This window comes from Elusimicrobiota bacterium (assembly GCA_016180815.1).
In the GTDB taxonomy this organism is placed as follows: domain Bacteria; phylum Elusimicrobiota; class Elusimicrobia; order JACQPE01; family JACQPE01; genus JACPAN01.
Genome location: JACPAN010000022.1, coordinates 16,967 through 33,764, shown reverse-complemented (window position 1 = coordinate 33,764; position 16,798 = coordinate 16,967). Strand labels below are relative to the sequence as shown.

General features: G+C 53.0%; 13 protein-coding genes. 6 read left to right on the top strand and 7 right to left on the bottom strand.

The annotated features are described in order from the left end of the window. Positions 1-6 precede the first annotated feature (6 nt). Complete coding sequence (locus tag HYT79_11025) at positions 7-1,002, bottom strand: PorV/PorQ family protein (GenBank protein MBI2071119.1); 996 nt, start codon at positions 1,000-1,002, stop codon at positions 7-9. Beyond that, positions 1,002-5,546 carry a hypothetical protein gene (locus HYT79_11020; protein MBI2071118.1) on the bottom strand — a complete coding sequence of 1,515 codons (4,545 nt, stop codon included), beginning with the start codon at positions 5,544-5,546 and terminating at the stop codon, positions 1,002-1,004. The genes HYT79_11025 and HYT79_11020 overlap by 1 nt, the downstream gene beginning before the upstream one ends. Positions 5,547-5,795: 249 nt before the next feature. Here HYT79_11020 and HYT79_11015 point away from each other — a divergent pair, with 249 nt between their 5' ends. The 6 genes from HYT79_11015 (at position 5,796) to HYT79_10990 (ending at position 13,219) form a co-directional block, all read left to right on the top strand. Then, complete coding sequence (locus HYT79_11015; GenBank protein MBI2071117.1) at positions 5,796-6,503, top strand: Crp/Fnr family transcriptional regulator; 708 nt, start codon at positions 5,796-5,798, stop codon at positions 6,501-6,503. Between the two features lie 67 nt (positions 6,504-6,570). Next, positions 6,571-7,836 (top strand): histidine--tRNA ligase, encoded by a 1,266-nt coding sequence (locus tag HYT79_11010; GenBank protein MBI2071116.1) that lies wholly within the window; start codon positions 6,571-6,573, stop codon positions 7,834-7,836. Continuing rightward, positions 7,836-9,587 (top strand): aspartate--tRNA ligase, encoded by a 1,752-nt coding sequence (gene aspS / locus HYT79_11005; GenBank protein ID MBI2071115.1) that lies wholly within the window; start codon positions 7,836-7,838, stop codon positions 9,585-9,587. The genes HYT79_11010 and aspS overlap by 1 nt, the downstream gene beginning before the upstream one ends. Next, entirely contained in the window at positions 9,577-10,917 is a 1,341-nt protein-coding gene (gene ybeY, locus HYT79_11000) for an rRNA maturation RNase YbeY (protein MBI2071114.1), read from the top strand. The genes aspS and ybeY overlap by 11 nt, the downstream gene beginning before the upstream one ends. A 115-nt stretch (positions 10,918-11,032) precedes the next feature. After that, positions 11,033-11,995 carry a tRNA epoxyqueuosine(34) reductase QueG gene (queG, locus tag HYT79_10995; protein MBI2071113.1) on the top strand — a complete coding sequence of 321 codons (963 nt, stop codon included), beginning with the start codon at positions 11,033-11,035 and terminating at the stop codon, positions 11,993-11,995. Between the two features lie 63 nt (positions 11,996-12,058). Next, on the top strand, positions 12,059-13,219 hold the full coding sequence (locus tag HYT79_10990; protein MBI2071112.1) for a fatty acid desaturase: 1,161 nt from the start codon (positions 12,059-12,061) through the stop codon (positions 13,217-13,219). 227 nt (positions 13,220-13,446) lie between these two features. Here the strand turns inward: HYT79_10990 and HYT79_10985 are convergent, their stop codons facing one another. The 5 genes from HYT79_10985 to HYT79_10965 all read right to left on the bottom strand — a co-directional run bounded on the left by HYT79_10985 (position 13,447) and on the right by HYT79_10965 (position 16,694). Then, the gene (locus HYT79_10985; protein MBI2071111.1) at positions 13,447-13,998 is read right to left on the bottom strand and encodes a VOC family protein; all 552 of its coding nucleotides are present in this window, start codon (positions 13,996-13,998) and stop codon (positions 13,447-13,449) included. 167 nt (positions 13,999-14,165) lie between these two features. Next, on the bottom strand, positions 14,166-15,050 hold the full coding sequence (locus HYT79_10980; protein ID MBI2071110.1) for a bifunctional 5,10-methylenetetrahydrofolate dehydrogenase/5,10-methenyltetrahydrofolate cyclohydrolase: 885 nt from the start codon (positions 15,048-15,050) through the stop codon (positions 14,166-14,168). Between the two features lie 46 nt (positions 15,051-15,096). Continuing rightward, on the bottom strand, positions 15,097-16,014 hold the full coding sequence (locus tag HYT79_10975; protein ID MBI2071109.1) for a 2-dehydropantoate 2-reductase: 918 nt from the start codon (positions 16,012-16,014) through the stop codon (positions 15,097-15,099). Positions 16,015-16,119: 105 nt separating this feature from the next. Continuing rightward, positions 16,120-16,359 carry a hypothetical protein gene (locus HYT79_10970; protein ID MBI2071108.1) on the bottom strand — a complete coding sequence of 80 codons (240 nt, stop codon included), beginning with the start codon at positions 16,357-16,359 and terminating at the stop codon, positions 16,120-16,122. A 98-nt stretch (positions 16,360-16,457) separates the two neighbouring features. Then, complete coding sequence (locus HYT79_10965; GenBank protein MBI2071107.1) at positions 16,458-16,694, bottom strand: helix-turn-helix domain-containing protein; 237 nt, start codon at positions 16,692-16,694, stop codon at positions 16,458-16,460. Positions 16,695-16,798: the final 104 nt, after the last annotated feature.

Below are 16,798 nucleotides of genomic sequence, written 5' to 3'. Positions count from 1 at the left end.
CTCCGGCTAGTGATAATGGAAAGGATGGTGCGAGAAACGGAATCCGACCAGCATGCGATGCGTCTCCTCGAGATCCCCGTACCAGCCGAACGCGTAATCCGCGAAGAACCGGCCCGTATCCAAGCCGAAACCGAAGGTGGGCCCGCCCCGGAATGACTCCCGCTCAAGACGCCAGCCGCCCCGAAGCGCGAATAATTTGCCGATATTCAACTCCGCTCCGCCGCGCTGATGGAAGGAACGTTCTTCATGAACCAAATCATAAGCAAAAAGCAAGCGGATGTACTCGGTAATCTGAAAAGGATACGCGGCTCCGGCTCGAGCCACCAGCGGCAACGGGTCGCTGTCTTGAATGTATTTCAATCCGGTGCCGAAATTTGCCAATGACAGGCCCAGGCTTAATTTTTCAAAATTGCCCAAATAACCGAGGCTGACGCCCACGGCATTGGCCTCATATTGGCCGGCCAGCTCGGAATTGATGGCGGTGAGCGTCATGCCCAAGCTGTGGATGCCTTCCGAAAAAGCGCCGTCGCCGAAGCCGCCCTTTAAAAAATACTCCGCGTAGCCGAAACTCCAGGCAATATCGCGCCCTGCGGTCAGGGTTTCGGTGCGGTCAAGGCTGCCGTCGGGCTTTAAATAATTGGCTTCTATTTTTCCGTGATCCACATGGCGCAACGTGGTAAAAATCGAAACGCCGCCTAATTCGCTGAACCCGCGAAAATCCAAAGGCTGGGCATAGCCCAAAAAAGCGAGCGTGGAATCGGTCAATAGATTCTGCTGTGAAAAAGCCACGTCCGAGTAATTGGAGCGGGCCACGGTGGCCGGATTGTAAATGGAGCCGTTTGAGCCGTAAGCCAAGGCCACGCCCGTATCCCCCATGCCCATGGAACGCACGCCGGTCGGAACCAAAAGAAAAGTCCCGGCAAATGTTCCGGCTGTTTCCTTGGCCTCAAGAGGAACAAGGGCGGCGATGCCGAAGGCGGTCACAACAGCGAGCGCTCTCATTATTTGACCACCACGATTTTTTGCGTCTGTTTAATGCTCGGACCTTCCAAATGCACGAAATAGATGCCGCTGGCCACCATCTCGCCCGCCCCGTTGCGCCCATCCCAGTCAACCGAGGATAATCCCGCTTCCTCCTCGCGATCCACCAGCATGCGCACTAAATCTCCGTTTATGGTGTAAATGGCCAAACGATAACGCCCGGAGCCGGTGCTGGAATATTTGAGCGTGGCGCGCTGACCCCGGACAGGATTGAAAATATTGTTGTAAGCGGTCAGCTTGGCCGTATCCGAGAAAACCTTGATGGGATTGGAGACGCCCACGGAATAAACGCGGCCCAAGGCATTGCGGACGAACATCTCCATATGAATCGTGCCCACGGAAGGATACCGGTCGAAGAAATTAGCGGGCAGGGTCACGACTCCCTCGAGACGCCCGGGCAATACCGTGGTCGTGGTCACGGTCAGGAAAGAGGCCGAGGCTTCGCTGAGCTTGGTCATATTATGATCCAGAATATCCACATGATCGACGACGGCTTCGGTCGCCTGCTCGACCTCATAACCGGTCAAGCCTAAAGCCGTATACCTGATATTTCTTTGATCCGCCATGGAGGCGGAAACCTGATTCCCGGAGATGGACCCGACGGGCGCGTTAAAGCTGGGGAATAATTCGTATTGCAGGGAAGACGAATTCGTGGTGTCGTTTGAATTCTCAAGAATGGGCGCGGAAACCGCCACATAAAGAAGCTGGGGGGCAGCCAAGTTTAAGGTCACGCTCGCGTTTTGCTCGCCCACCGCGGAATTAAATTTGCCGCCAGAAGCAGGCAGCTCGAACACCGCCTCCGGCATCGCTTGCCCGACGGTCAGACGATTAATATCGTAAACGAAAAAGCCGTAAGCAAAATAAAGAAAAGATTGAGGATCAAGAGGTCTCTTAAGGGTGATTGTGACGGGCCCTGCGCCCGCGACCAGCCGGTAATAGTCCAAATCGCCGGCCGGAAAAATCGTGGCCTTTTTATTGACGCCGGAGGCCAATGCCGTGGCGGTTTGAAAACCGTCATTGGGCTCGAATGTGTCGGCCCCGGAAATGGCCCAGGAGCCGATGCCGTGATTATTGAAGATGGAGGTGATCGTGCTGTCGAAGCGGCCGGCGCTGGTGGTAATCAAAGCCTCATAAAAAGACTGGAAGCTGTCCGGAAAATAAAACATCGCATCCCGAACCAAATTCTTGGTCAAGCTCGGACCCAAAGCCGTGCGCAAGTCCCACAAAGCGCCCGAAAGAATCAAGCTGTCGTCATGAATTTCGCCAACCCAGTCATTCGGATATTTTTTCTTGGAGCTTTGATTTAACTCGCGCACCAAAAAAAGTTCAAGCTCCGCTCGATCGGGAAACGCGAAATCGCCGAACGTTGTTTTGCCCAGCGCAGGATAATTGACATTGAAGGCGTCGAGCGCGAAAAAGTCCGAGTAAGCTTCGGAAATGGCGCCGTCCTGGCCGAAATTCGCGATATTGTAAATATGATCGACGACCAAATGCGTGTATTCATGGTAAATAACATCCGTAGCCAAGGCGATATTGCGGTTGAAATTCAAGTCCCCGCCCTCGCCGAACGCCAGGATATCCGTTTCAGGATCAAAAAAAGCGTTGACCAGCTCATCGCCGAAATTAACATGAATAACCGCGGGGCGAGTGGAAAGAACGGCATTGTACCGCTCGCTTCCGGCGGTAAAATACCCGTGCATTTCTTCAATATGCTTCAGGGCATTGGAAGTCACGACATTCAGCGCGCCGTTGGCATCGAGCCTGATCAGCGTCAAATCATTATTCCCAATGACGCCCGCCTCGCTGAATCCGGCAACAAGAGGACGCCCAAAAGGATCCATGACCAGAGACTGCCCTCTATCCTGACCAATTCCGCCCTCATAGCCGAATAACCCGCTGCTCCCGAAAGAAGTGTCGATAGAACCGGTATCTAAAATTCTCAAAACAACCAAATCTTCGTTGCTCACTGAGGCTCTGTCAGCGAACCCCGCGACTAAAATGCGCCCCGATGAGTCAAGCGTGACGGCGTGCCCGCGATCATCGTCTTGCCCGCCGTCAACGGCGAACAGCCCGCTGCTCCCAAATGAAGTGTCAATCAAACCGCTTGCCGATAACCTCCATACGGCAATGTCTTCGTTGCCATCGGTCAAACGTTCGCTATACCCGGCTACGATAATGCGGCCCAAAGAATCCACAACCACGCCCTGACCGCGCTCATCATCGGGACCCGCATCATAGGCAAAAACCCCATTAATCCCATCCGCGTCGCCGTTAGAAAAACTAGTGTCCAAAATACCGCTGGAATTCAGTCTCCACACCGCCATATCTTCATTGGTTGCAGACAATCGTTCCGTGTAACCAGCGACAATAATCGGCCCGGAGGAAAGGACAACGATGGCATTACCCTCATCAGAATCATCCCCCGCCCCGTTATAGCTGAACACCCCATCTTCTCCTGCAGTTGCAAATGCCGTGTCAAGCAGCCCGTTGGAGGAAAGCCTCCACACGGCCATGTCCCGATTGGTTGCGCTTTGGAGAAAGCCCGCCACCAAAATACGCCCGGAAGAATCAATGGTAATGGCATTGGCTTGATCGGTGCCGTTCCCCGCCCCGTTATAAATATAAACGCCGTCGACGCCGTCCGCGTCGCCGTTGGAGAAAGTGGTATCTAGAATGCCGTCTGCGCTGAGCCTCCAAACAGCCGCGTCCTGATTCGCTGCCGTCAAAAAACCCGCTACCAGAATACGGCCTGAAGAATCGATGGCCATCCCTCTGGCTTCATCGGCGCCATTGCCGGAGCCATTAAAAACAAACACGCCGTTGACCCCGTCCGCGTCGCCGTTGGAAAAACTCGTGTCCAATGTGCCGTCCGCATAAAACCTCATCACAATCAAATCATTGCTGGTGTCGTTGTCGCTGGCGCCGGCCACGACAATGCGTCCCAAATGATCGATGGCAACGGCATAGGCCTCGTCTTCGTTATGCGCCGCTGTCGCCGGCGTCGCGATATTGCTTGAAATCAACACGCCGTCCGAATCAAAAAACCGCAAATCCGGCAAAGCAGCCAAATTGACATTGGCGTTTTGAACCAAACAATTGATTCGATTAACCTGATAGCCCCCTTCATTGCCGCTGCCGTCGGTGGCGTTGGACACGAGGCGAAGATCAAGCTGAGTCCCGGTTGTGGAAAATGTTGTGAACGAACCCTTATTCTGGCCGGTGTAAACCGCCAAACGCCGATGCCCGGTCGACTGCAAAACCTCGACAAAATCCAAATCTTCCTGCCCGCCAGAATCCTCCGTCGGTTGAAAACCGACGTCAAAGGCGCTGAAACGGACATTTGAAAAAACGGTTCGATCCGGGCATATATATTGCTGAAGAAGCCGGCTGCTGACCGGATAAGGCGATGCGCTTGCCGAAGAAACATTGACGAAACTCCACGCCGCTCCCCCTTCGGCATAGATAGGATTCGTTCCTTTTTCATCGATCACCGCGGCATAAGTGGTTCTTAAAACCGCGAATAACGTGCTGGCGGCCAAATATCCGGACCCGGCATAATCATAACGTCCAAAGGCATTAGTGGGAATCAGCGTTAAATTGCCGGTATTATCCCCCTGAACAACCTCAAGACCGCGAACGGTCGAAAGAATGCCTGTCGCGCCTTCATTCGGATCCCTTTGAAAATGCCTCAATCTGGCCGGAAAAGATTTGAGCTCATTGATATCTCCGACCAATTCTCCGGTATGCGCGTCCACATACACGCTCCACAAACCATGATTCTTCCTTGGATCGCGGGTGGGTTTAACGAAACGGAAGCGGAATTTCCAGGCCAGTCTTGTTTTGCCTTTTTTCGTTGGGTGCCCGGCTTCCTCGAAACGCTTAGGAAGATAAACCAATTGCCCCTTGGCATCGATCGGGAAACCCTTGGCCCATTCGCGAATAACCACGGCTAAGGCTTCGGCTTCCGAAATTTTAGGCTTGGGGTTGACGCCGGCCACGCCGGAATCAAGGCTGGAAAAAGCGGCAAAAACGCGGTTGTCCGGGGTCAAATGCGCGGAAACACGAGAAAACTCAACCGGGATGCCGTCATAGCGCTCACGAAACAGAATATTTCTTTCACCGGCGCTCGGATGATCGCGATCGAGCTCAAGGGCCAAGCGTTGCTGAATATAGTTGTCCGCCGCGGGCCCGAAGGCGGCCGGGGCATAACCGCGGGCTTCCTCGGGAGGATTAAAAAACAGCTTGCGGTTCTCTTGAATAAAGTCAACGGCCACGTCGCGAGGATCGCGGCCGGCTTGAGCCTCGGCCTTAAAATTGTAAGCGCTGCGGATTTCCTGGGTTTGCCCGTCGAAACGGAAACGAGACCGTTCTTTTTCCGAAAGATTTGATTTGAGCCGGTTCAACTCATCCAAGGAAACCTGGGCCCGCTCTGCCTGGGATTGGGCGTAGGCCGGGGCCGAACCTAAAAAGAAACCCGCCGCCAAAGCCCGCAGGCCGGCGGTCAATAACTTGCTTATCCCCCCGTTAAATGATCGCTTGGTTTTGTTCAATGTACGACCAATTCCACGCCTCGCCAAGCCCCCGGATAAGGGGCCGGCTTCGGCGGAAGAAATGTTTATACCAAAATTAACAGGCATGAACCCAAATAAGTATACGCGCCCGCCCTAAGACGGCCCGGTGATTTTACTCACATCGCAAAATCCCGATTCAGCGATTGCCTCTTGCGAAAGAGCATAAGCTTGTGTACATTTACAATGTCTATGGCCCACTCCGAAGCCGTTTCATTGTTGAAAAAAATTTCCATTTTTGAGGGCATGGGCGGCGCTGATTTAAAGCGCCTGGCTTCCATTGCGCGCGTGCATCAAGTGCCCAAAGGCATCCTGATTTTCGAGAAACGCATGGCCGGCAATCATCTGTTCGTGGTGATGAAAGGCCGGATTAAAATTTATTCAGGGCTCGATCAAAGCAACAAGAAAAAAACATTCGCTTACTTGGAACCAGGCGATTTTTTTGGGGAAATGAGTCTGTTGGATAAAAAAGGCCGGTCCTTATCCGCCCAAGCCATGGAAGAGACCGAACTGCTGACCATCTCACGCAAAGAATTTCAGCGCCTGCTTCTTGAAGAACCTCAATTCACCTTAAACGTCACTAAAACGCTGATCGAACGCCTGCGCCGGGCCAACGAGGAAATCGAGGCATTGACCTTTCGTTCGCTGTACGGCCGGGTCTGCCGCCAAATCCTGGAAATGGCCAAAAAATACGGCAAAGGCGGCAAATCAGGAGGCTCCATCCCCATGTCCGTAACGCACGCCGAGTTGGCTGACTTGGCGGGCACAGCCAGGGAAATGGTCACTAAAGTGCTTTCTTCGCTTAGACGCCTGCGCGTCATCGATTACGAGGACCACCGCATCAGAATCCTCTCGGACAACAAACTTAAAGAGTTGTCCCAATCCGAAAATTAACCGGCAGCGCCTCAGGTGGGCCAGCGTCCTCGTAGCTCTGCGCAAGAGGAAACCATATAATCGCCTAGTGACTAAGTTTCAGGCCGTTCGCGGCACCAGGGATATTCTGCCTCCGTCGGTGGACGAGTTCGTTAAGCTCGAATCCACGGCCAGAACAATGGCCCGGCTCTGGGGCTTTGAGGAAATCCGCACGCCGACGTTCGAGGAAGCCGGTCTTTTTTCCCGGGGCGTCGGAGAAAACACGGATATCGTAGAAAAAGAAATGTACGTGTTCACGGACCGGGGTGGACGGCAATTGGCCCTGCGGCCCGAAGGTACGGCCTGCGCGGTGCGGGCCTACCTGGAAAATAATCTAAGCCAGAAAGAAAACAGCCGCCGGCTTTTTTACATCGCCAATATGTTCCGCGCCGAGCGCCCTCAAGCCGGCCGTTACCGGGAATTCGAGCAAATCGGATTTGAAATCTTCGCCGATCCTTCCCCGGCCGCGGATGCCGAGCTGATTACCTTGGCCCTGGCCATCCTTAATGAATATGGGTTAAAGAACCCCGCCCTGGCCATCAATTCCATCGGTTGCCCGAATTGCCGGGGGCCTTATCGCCGGGCGCTCAAAGAAGCCTTGGACAAAATAGCCGGGGAACTCTGCGAGGATTGTCAAAAACGCTTGGACAAAAATCCTTTAAGATGCCTGGACTGTAAAACCTGCGGCCCCAAAGCCCAAGCCGCGGCCCCAGCCTTCGCCCTTTGCGCGCAATGCGCGGCGCATGAATCAACCGTGGAATCCTTGCTGCGCTCAAACGATGTCTCCTTTAAAAAAGACCGCTCCATTGTCCGGGGCTTGGATTATTACACGCGCACGGTTTTTGAAATCTCGGCCGCGCAATTGGGAGCGCAAAACGCCGTGGCCGGAGGCGGCCGCTATGACGGGTTGGTCGAGTTGCTAGGCGGAACCCCGACCCCGGCTTCCGGGTTCGCTTTGGGCGTGGACCGCGTTATCGAAGCCAAAACAGCGGGCCAAGCCGTTGATTCAGCCCGCGGCCGTCAAGCAGTTTTTGCGGTGATGGTTAAACCCAGCTCCGCGACCCTCGATTACGCATTCGGCATTATCCACGATTTACGCAAGCAAGGCATTGCCGTGTTCACCCCCGGGTACACAGACAGCATGAAAAGCCAAATGCGCCAAGCCGGACGTTCCGGCGCCGAACTCGCCTTGATCGTCGGGGACGAAGAGTGTCAAAATCAACGCGTGGTCATTAAAGAGCTGGGCAGCGGGCAACAAGAAACCGTGATCCGCGCCCAATTAAGCGCGCATTTAAAAAATCGGCTTAATTCCTGATGCTCAGAACCCACACCCTAGGCCAGATTGGGCCAAAAATGATCGGGCAGCGCCTGATTGTGGCGGGTTGGGCTCATACCATCCGCGACCACGGCGGCGTGCTCTTCATCGATTTACGGGACCGCTCCGGACTTCTGCAATTAGTGTTCCGGGATGAGCGCCTTGGCCAGGAAGCTAAATCAGTGGGCCTTGAATTCGTGCTCCAGGCCGAAGGAACGCTGCAAGGCCGTCCTTCGGGCACGGAAAATCCCGATCTGCCCACGGGTTCGGTCGAATTGGTGGTCGATCGCTTTAAAATATTAAACACGTCAAAGCCCCCGCCTTTTCCTATTTCCTCCAAAACCATCGAGGCCGGGGAAGAGACAAGGCTGAAATACCGCTACCTTGATCTCCGCCGCCCAAAAATGACCCGGGCGATGGAAGCCCGGCATGAATTTTGCCAAGCCGTGCGCTCGGTTTTAAACCGGGAAAAATTCTGGGAAATCGAAACCCCGATTTTGACCAAATCAACGCCGGAAGGCGCCCGCGATTTTCTGGTTCCCTGCCGCATGATGCCGGGAAATTTCTACGCCTTGCCCCAGTCCCCCCAGATTTTCAAGCAAATGCTCATGGTCTCGGGCATGGATCGCTATTATCAAATCGCCCGCTGTTTCCGGGACGAGGATTTGCGCGCGGACCGTCAGCCGGAATTTACGCAAATCGACCTTGAGATGAGTTTCGTGGATACGCCTGATGTCATGGATTTGGTGGAAGGCCTGGTGGCGGAAAGCCTGGACAAAGCGTTCGGCGTCAAACTAAAGCTTCCCTTCGAACGCCTGGGCTTCGAAGAAGTGATGAGCCGCTACCAGACGGATAAACCGGACCTGCGCTTCAGGGCTTACGAGCGCCGTCGCTTGAACGAATTTTTTCAGGGCACTCAATTTAAAGTTTTCAGCTCGGCCCTCAACAACGGCAAAGTGATCGCGGGTTTGACCATTCCCCAAGCCGCTTCAACGGTGTCCCGCAGCGAGTTGGATCGAAGCGTGGAATTGGCCAAAGCGCTGGGAGCCCAAGGCCTGATTTGGATGAAAATCGCTCAAGGCGCCATCGAATCCCCGGTTGAAAAATTCCTTTCCGCTCAAGAAAAAGAGCGCTTGTTGTCCATCACCCGGCCCAATGATCTTCTGCTCATCTGTGCGGAAGAGCCCAATATGGCGGACCGGGTGTTGAAAGAACTTCAAAAACGACTGGCCGGATTGTTGAATCACAAGCCCGACACAACATTCGCCTTTTGCTGGGTCCAGGGTTTCCCGCTTTTGGAATACCTGCCTGAGAACAAACGCTGGCAAGCCACGCACAATCCCTTCACGGCGCCCATGGACGAAGACGTCCCTCTATTGAAGGAAGCCCCCCACAAAGTTCGCTCGAAGCAGTATGATTTGGTCATGAACGGCGTTGAGCTGGGTTCAGGCAGCATCCGCAATCACACCCGCAGCCTTCAGGAAAAACTTTTCTCGCTGATGGGTTATGAAGCGGCGGAGGCTCAGGAGCGCTTCGGCTGGATGCTGGATGCTTTGGAGCATGGGGCGCCGCCCCATGGCGGCATTGCCTTGGGCGTTGATCGATTGGTGGCGCTGATGCTCGGCGAAGAATCCATCCGCGAGGTCATCGCGTTCCCCAAAACGCAGCGGGGCACCTGCCCGTTCTCCGGGGCGCCCTCATCCGTGGACGCGAAACAATTAAAAGAATTGGGGATAAAACTTGCCGGTTAAAAAAATCCATATTGAAAATCCGAATCACGCCATGGCTCTGTTCGGCCATGACGACACGAATTTGCAAATCCTGGAGCAGCGCTTCAAAGTCCATGCCTATGTCAAACGGGACCGCTCCTCCGGAGATATTTCCCTGGTCTTGCGCGGACCCAAGAAAAAAATCGAAAAAGCCGTCGAGTTTCTCCATGATCGCGAAGGCACGGCTGCCCTTCCCGTCAACAACCGGGAAAATCATGCCGCCGAAGAATTTGAAACGCCCGTCGCCGAACACCCGGAAGCCATTATCATCACCAACTCCGGCAAACCCCTTATTCCCAAAACAAAAAATCAGCGCGTTTACATTGAAGCCATTGGAAATCACGATATCGTGATTTCCTCGGGGCCCGCAGGCACGGGCAAAACCTTTTTAGCGGTGGCCTATGCGTTGAAATGCTTGAGGAGCAAACGCGTTTCCCGCATTGTGCTGACGCGCCCGGTGGTTGAAGCCGGTGAAAAACTGGGTTTCCTGCCCGGCGACCTTTATGAGAAGCTTTACCCCTACTTAAAACCCCTGTACGATGCGTTCTACGTGATGCTTGGCCCGGAAAAATTCAAGGCGCTTCAGGTCACGGAAACCATTGAAATCGTCCCGTTGGCTTATATGCGCGGCCGGACTCTGGAAGACGCCTTTATCATCCTGGATGAGGCGCAAAACACGACCATGAATCAGCTGAAAATGTTTTTAACGCGCATGGGCCAGGGTTCAAAAATCGTGATCACCGGAGACGTCACTCAAATTGATCTTGAAAACAAGCGGCTCTCCGGCCTGGAGGCCTCGGAACAGGTTTTAGGCGGAATTCCCGGCATCACCTTTATCCGGCTTAATGAAACGGATGTCGTCCGTCACCCCCTGGTCAAAGACATGATCCGCGCCTTCCGCAGCCGCCGCCTTAAGTTTCAAATCCCAGAACAATCGGCTTTCCAATCAGCCGCGCGCCTCACCCTTACGCTTCATCCGGGCAAAGCTTCGCGGACGGCAATTAACAAGGAAATCTTGGTCGTTTTCTGCGGGGACCGCGAGGCCCGCCGGGTCAAGAAGCTTTTTTGGGGCCGGGCCAAAGACGCTGATGTCATCAGTTTTTCCTATGACGAGCCCCCGCTCATTGAAATCCTTATTAATGTGGAACAAGCCAAACGCCAAACGCCATGGGCCCTGGAGAAAGAAATCCTCTTCCTATATATACACGGCCTCCTTCATATCTTGGGCCACGAAGACAATTCTCAAGTTAAACGCTCGGCCATGCTCAAGCTGGGCGAAAAAATTCTCAATAACATCCTCGGGGATAAATAAAATCAACTTAACGGCCCTTATAAAGGAAGTTGTTCTCAAAAACGGTTTCGGCGCTGTTGGGGTTGCGCCCATTGACTTACAGCCGCAAGATGTAGATTTCTGGAAACTATGGATTGTGGGTAAACATCACGGAGAAATGAATTACCTTGAAAATCCAAAACGAGAGTCCATCAGAAACTGGTACCCGGAGGCTCAAAGCGTGGTCCTGGCTGCTCTGTTCTACAAAGGACCGGCCGGGTCAATCCAGTCCGCGCAGCAAAAAAACCAAGGACGCATCGCCAGTTATGCTCTCTATAAAGACTACCATGATGTCATGATCGGACGCATGAAAAAAGCCCTTGAAGAGATTCGCGAGCAGGCGCCGCAAGTGGATGGGAAAGTTTTCGTGGACGCCAGCCCGATTCTTGAACGCTCGTATGCGCGTTTGGCCGGGTTGGGCTGGATCGGCAAAAACACCATGTTAATCAACAAAAAACACGGGTCTTACTTTTTTTTAGGGGGCATGGCCGTTAATGCCCGGCTTGACCCCGACCCCTGGGACCCTCTGGATCATTGCGGAACATGCACGCGCTGCCTGGAGGCTTGCCCGACCCAATGCCTGACGCCGCACACGCTCGACGCCTCCCGATGCATCGCTTACCTCACCATTGAGAAAAAAACCATCCCATTGGAACCTGATCTGGCCCAAAAAACCGGATCATGGATTTTCGGGTGCGATATTTGCCAGCAAGTTTGTCCCTTTAATCGGAAGCAACCTCAAGAAAAGAACCGTGCCGATGGATGGGAACCAAAAATTCCCGAATTTCTGGATTTAAAAACCATCCTCAACTGGACTCAAACGGATTATCGCCGGCACTTCGCCGGGCTTCCCGTTCTTCGGGCCAAATGGCGGCCATTTTTAAGAAACGCCATCATTGCCGCGGCCAATACCGGAAATGCTGATTTTATCCGGGACTTGTGTCCCTGGATGCAAGGAACGGACGCGGAATTATCCGCCCTGGCTCATTGGGCCGTTGCCCGCCTTGAGACGTCGGTTGCAAAATCGGAAATCGCGATAGATAAGGGCTTCAAAGCCTGATAGAATGGTTTTGTGCCGTGGGGAAGGTTAATTCGTGGACCAATTAACTAATAGGAGGCACGCATGAATCCTGGACAAAGAGAATTCAACTGGGTTAATATCGCCTTTTTAACGCTCTCGCCGATCGCTGCCATCATCGGCGCCGTACTCTATATTTATCATCAAGGTTTTCATTGGGTCGATTTAGTCCTTTTCGTATTCATGGCCATGAGCACGGGCGTGGCCATTACCGCCGGGTACCACCGGTATTTCGCGCATCGCACCTATGAATGCCGCCCGGGCATTCAATTTCTTTATCATCTTTTCGGCGCCGCAGCCCTGCAAAATTCCGTTTTATATTGGGCCTCGGACCATCGCTACCACCACCGCTACGTGGACACCGAAGACGATCCCTATAACATCATGAAAGGAATTTTTTGGGCGCATATGGGCTGGATTTTCTATAAAACCCGCCCGGACAGAAATTTTGACAGTATCCCGGACTTAAAAGAAGACCGCCTGGTTATCTGGCAGAACCGCTATTACCTGCCCATTGCCATCACGGTCAGCTTTGTTTTGCCGACATTAATCGGCTGGGCCGTTGGCCGGCCCTTCGGCGGATTTCTCTGGGGCGGGCTGCTGCGCGTGGTGCTGGTGCATCACGGCACGTTTTTGATCAATTCAGCCGCTCATTTCATCGGCGCTCAGCCTTATTCAAATAAAGACACCTCGCGGGATAATTGGTGGCTCGCTCCTTTTACCTTCGGCGAGGGTTATCATAATTTTCACCATGCCTTTCAAGGAGATTACCGCAATGGGCATGCCTGGTATCATTGGGACCCTTGCAAATGGTGGGTTTGGACCATCAGCCATGTCGGCCTCACTTGGCGCCTGAATCGCACCCCGGAATGGGCCATCCTCCAAGCCAAAATGGACATGGGTTATTTAAAAGCCCGGTCCAAAATCGAACAATTGCCCGATGATTGGCGCCGGCGGCTGACGGCAAACATGAACGCCATTCGTGAACGATTTGAAGCCGCTAAAACCCAAATGATTCAAAGCAAAAATCGCTATGGCGAGCAATTCAGAGAAGCGCGCGCCAATGCGCTGAGGGAGGGCCGCCAGCTTCAAGCCCGATGGGATCAAGGCGTCCAAGAAGCCCGGATTTCCCTAAAGAAAGCCTGGCAGGAGCATAAAAGGCTGGTCAAAGAAATCCGCCGCCTGCCTTTGCCGACGGCGATTTAATCTCCTGCCGGTCTTGAAATTATCTGCCGGTAGACCATTGGGAATCGAACGGAAGTTTGCCGCACTCGGTGAGTGAAAAGGTCGAGCAACGGGGCCATCCGGTGGATGGCCAGGACCGCGAAGCGACCGTCAAGCAACCTCCGCAGCTACGGGGCTGAGAGAAGGATTTCCTATCGTGGCAAAGTTCTAACTGTTTGGATTCTTTATTCTTTGACGGAGTTAACTCTTTAAGTACCTTCTTCCTGACTGTCGCTTGTCTTTTCGGCAAAACCCAAAATGTGCCCATCTTGGTCAGTGATATAAAATTCGCGCATACCGTAGAAAGTCTTGTGCAAGTCTTTGACAATTTCAGTGCGAATTTTAACGCGACGATAAAAATCCTCTATGCCCTCAATGTCCATATACAAAAAGGTGCTGTCCTTGATGCCCCTGTCCTTCATCATAGGCAAGTCTTTCACCAGAGCTTCCCTTTGTTGAAACATTATTTCCACGTTCCCCGCCTGCACGGCGCCAAAAATAAAAGGCGGGGCGTCCGGAACGGTCATGGTTTTCTTAAACCCGAGAATACCCTCGTAGAATTCTACGGCCTTAGACACATCTTCAACCATCAGCAGTGGCGTTAATTTACTCGGCGCAATCGTTTTTTCTTTAACTTGAGCCATTGGCACTCTCCCCTTATTAGCAAATAATTTTGATACCACCATCATTAGACTAAAAATGCCCAGCAAGAACACTGCAAGGCCAATATATTGCTTAGTAGTAAATTTTTTAATTTGCATAAGTTCAGTTTATTCTATTTTGAACAAAAATGACTGAATACTACGTTTTACAACGAATCACAGCTAGGAACGAAAAAGAAGGTTCCCGGAGTGATAAGAATTACCGTGGCAAGCATACTTAAGGCTGTTGCTTTGAAAATCATTAGCTCAGGGGGATGCGCACCGGGTCAGCTTGGCGATGCGCTTTTAATGGTCCGTTTCCAGGCTTTCAGCGTATTGCTTAAAAGCATGGCAATGGTCATGGGGCCCACGCCGCCGGGCACCGGGCTTAAATAACCGGCTTTATCGCGCAGCGCCTCGAAATCGCAATCCCCGACTAATTTACCGTTTTCATTGCGATTGATGCCCACGTCCACCACACATGCTCCGGGCCGAACCATGTCGGCCGTGACAAATAGAGCTTTGCCGATCGCCGCCACGACAATATCGGCCTGCTTCACGACTTGAGGCAAATTTTTGGTTTTGGAATGGACGACGGTGGCCGTCGCATTATAAAGAGTCAAAAGATGAGCCATGGGTTTGCCCACGATATTGGAGCGGCCCAAAACGCAGGCCATTTTTCCCTCAGGATTCACACCGGCGGATTCAATCATGCGCAAAACTCCCAGGGGCGTGCAGGGAACAAAACAATGCTCAAGCTCCTTGGGCGTGCGCGCCAAAAACAAACGCCCCCAGTTGGCAATGCCGAAACCATCAACATCTTTGGCCTCGGGCATGGCCTCGAATACGGCCATGGGTGAAATCTGATCGGGCAAGGGCAATTGAACCAAGATGCCGTTGACCTTGGGATCATCGGTAAGTTCCTTCATGTGATGGAGCAACTCTTTTTCGCTTGTCGATATGGGCAAATGCCGGTCGATGGCGGCCATGCCCACTTCGCGGCAAGCCTGGATTTTATTACGAACATAAACCGCGCTGGCCGGATCATCCCCCACTAAAACCGTGGCCAAGCCGGGACGATGATTCTCGGAGGCCAGCGCCGCGATTTCAGAGGCGATGCCTTTTCGGATCGAAGCGGCTAAGGCCTTGCCGTCAATAATCGTCGCTGCCATCATTCCTCCAACTCATTATGCACCAATTCTTCGCGGACGCCGGCGATCAACCGACATAGGTTTTAGTCAACATGTAGAGCTGATTGAGCAAGGGGCAAGGCACGCCGGTTTTGCGCCCGGCGTCAAGAAAAGGCTTGACGATAAAATCCAATTCCGTGCGCCGTCCGGCGGCCGCGTCTTGAAGCATGGAAGAACGATTGCCTTTTGTTTTTTCCAGAAGCGCCGGGAAACCGCCATTGAGCGCTTCCGCGAAAAAAACCGCGCGGCGGCCCGATGCTTTAAGCACGGCCAGAGCCTCTTCGAAAACCGACTGAGCCAAATCGCGAACCGCTTCGCTCGAAACAATCTCGCCGTTTGTTTTTCTCAACAGCGCGCTCAATGGGCCCAACGCCGCCAGATAAGCGCTTTTTGACCACAGCAAATCTTCAACCGAACCGGCGGTGATTTTGAAGGACACCGCGCAATCATCGAGCAACGGACGGATCCTCTCAAGGTCCGGCTGATCGCCGCTGAACATCATCAACGGCGCTTCGCGCTCACCATGACAAAGAACGCGCCCCGCTTCGACGCGGTCCAAACCGACCATCAGCGAACCGAAGAGCACGCGCCGCTTGCCGGCGAGCGACCGGATGCGTTTAAGATCAAAAACGCCGTTCGACAGGCAAATCAGCAGGCCGTTTGTCGCGGTGCAACGGCGCGCCGAATCAAGCGCCTTCGGCAAATCGTAGCTTTTCACCGCCAAAAAAATAACATCAAGGGAGATGGGTTTGAAGGAAACGGTGAATTGTTTAGACGAATAATGGGCCGATTGGCCGCCGGCGACGACCACAAAACCATCCTGCTTCAAGCGTTTAGCTTGGGTCTGATTCCTGGCGATCAGGACAGGAGGCCGCTCGCTGCGTCCGATAAGCCGCGACAAAAGGAAGAGCCCCGCGGCTCCGGGACCAAGAACACCGACGTTCATGGCGCGCTAAAAAAATCGGCCTCCGGAGCATCCTCTTCATGGTTAAATCGAAGAGGGGCGGGAATCATCCCGACTCGCGTACTTTGCTCCGAAGGTTGAATGGCGTTATTTGCGAGCCATTTTCGCCCTAGCCACATTCCCTTTTTTGTCGAGGAAATAAAGATAGCCGGGCTCTTTTTTGACGGGATAACCGCCGTTGCCGTTGGTAACGGTAACCTTCTGGGGCTTGCCGCCCTTTTTGCCGCCGCGAGCCATTTTCGCCCGCCACACACAGCCGTCTTTGCCAACGTAATAAAGGTAGCCGTCTTCCCGCTTAAGACCGATCTTCGCTAATGTTTCTGCCATAACCACCTCACCTCCTTTTTTTCCTACGCGTACGAAAAATTCTCAAATGTTATTGTACAAATAGTTGATGAATTTCAGCTACGCGTTCGGAACTTTTTCTACTTTTTATCGCGCTCATCTTGATCGAACAACGGCATCTCGGATGCTCCGGTGATCAGCTTCTCTTGAAGCCATTTGTCGATAAGCGCTTTGTAAAAACGGTACTGGCGGCCGATTTGCGAGGCGGGAATTTTTTTAGCGCGGATGAGGGCGTAGATTTTTGATTTACCGATACCCAGATAACTGGAGAGTTCCTTAATATCCATGACCTCCGGGACACCGCCCGGAGGAATCATTCGCTCAATATTTTTTTTTCTTTTTCCGGAAGAAGGTTTTTCTTTGCTATATTCTTCCATACTTTATCTAATTCAATCATAAATTACCGGATAAGTCAATCTAT